This is a genomic window from Oleiphilus sp. HI0125, from assembly GCF_001635355.1.
The window spans coordinates 1-828 of record NZ_LWGF01000425.1 but is presented as its reverse complement, the minus strand read 5'-3'; the positions used below and the strand labels follow the sequence as shown (position 1 = coordinate 828).

Genomic DNA, 828 nt, shown 5'->3' with positions numbered 1-828 from the left:
CGAATCTTTTTATGCAGCAAGCACCAATTTGATGTTTTCCCATATCGGAAAGCGCAATGTCGACAGTATGATCATGGGCGTATGCTATGCCTTAATCGTTATCATCATCGTGATGTGTATCGTTTTACGCTCCTTACGATTAGGCGCTGTAAGCATTATCCCTAACCTCGTACCAATCGGCGCAACCTTTGGTATATGGGGACTATTTCAAGGCGATGTAGGCATCTCTATTGGAAGTGGTGTTGGCATGATATTGGGTATCGTGATCGACAATACTGTGCACTTCCTTAGCAAATATCAACGCGCTCGCAGAGAGAAAAACTATACCGCTGAAGAAGCCGTTCGATATGCATTTACCATGGTAGGCACCGCCCTATGGGTAACAACATTCGTACTTGTTGCAGGGTTTATGGTACTTGCTTTATCAGACTTTAATATGAACGCATACATGGGAATCTTCACTGCGATCACGATTACACTCGCTTTGATTTTTGATTTCTTCGCATTACCTGCAATGCTTCTATGGCTTGATAAGGGCGATAAATCCCATACAACATCAATGCAAAACAAAGAAGCCGTCAATGACGCTGTCACAGTAAATCAGCAAGCATCATAAGAAAAAAGGCGCCAATTGGCGCCTTTTAATTTTTTTGGTTTTTATTCCTTCGCTATTCTGGTCTGACACATTCACCACGACTTCGGTCTTGTCGACAACGTATCTTCCACAATAATTTAAGCGCTGTTGGATGATTCACCTTATCGTCTTTCAAGGCCAAGCGAACACGTTTACTGAAGTGGTCAATATCATCTTTCGTAAATTGATCGACC

1 protein-coding gene is annotated in these 828 nt (G+C 42.4%); it reads left to right on the top strand.

Features of this window, described 5'->3' with window-relative positions; translation table 11 throughout:
• On the top strand, positions 1-616 hold a 616-nt coding region (locus A3762_RS05715), incomplete at its 5' end, for an MMPL family transporter (protein ID WP_156493269.1).
• Between the last annotated feature and the right edge of the window lie 212 nt (positions 617-828).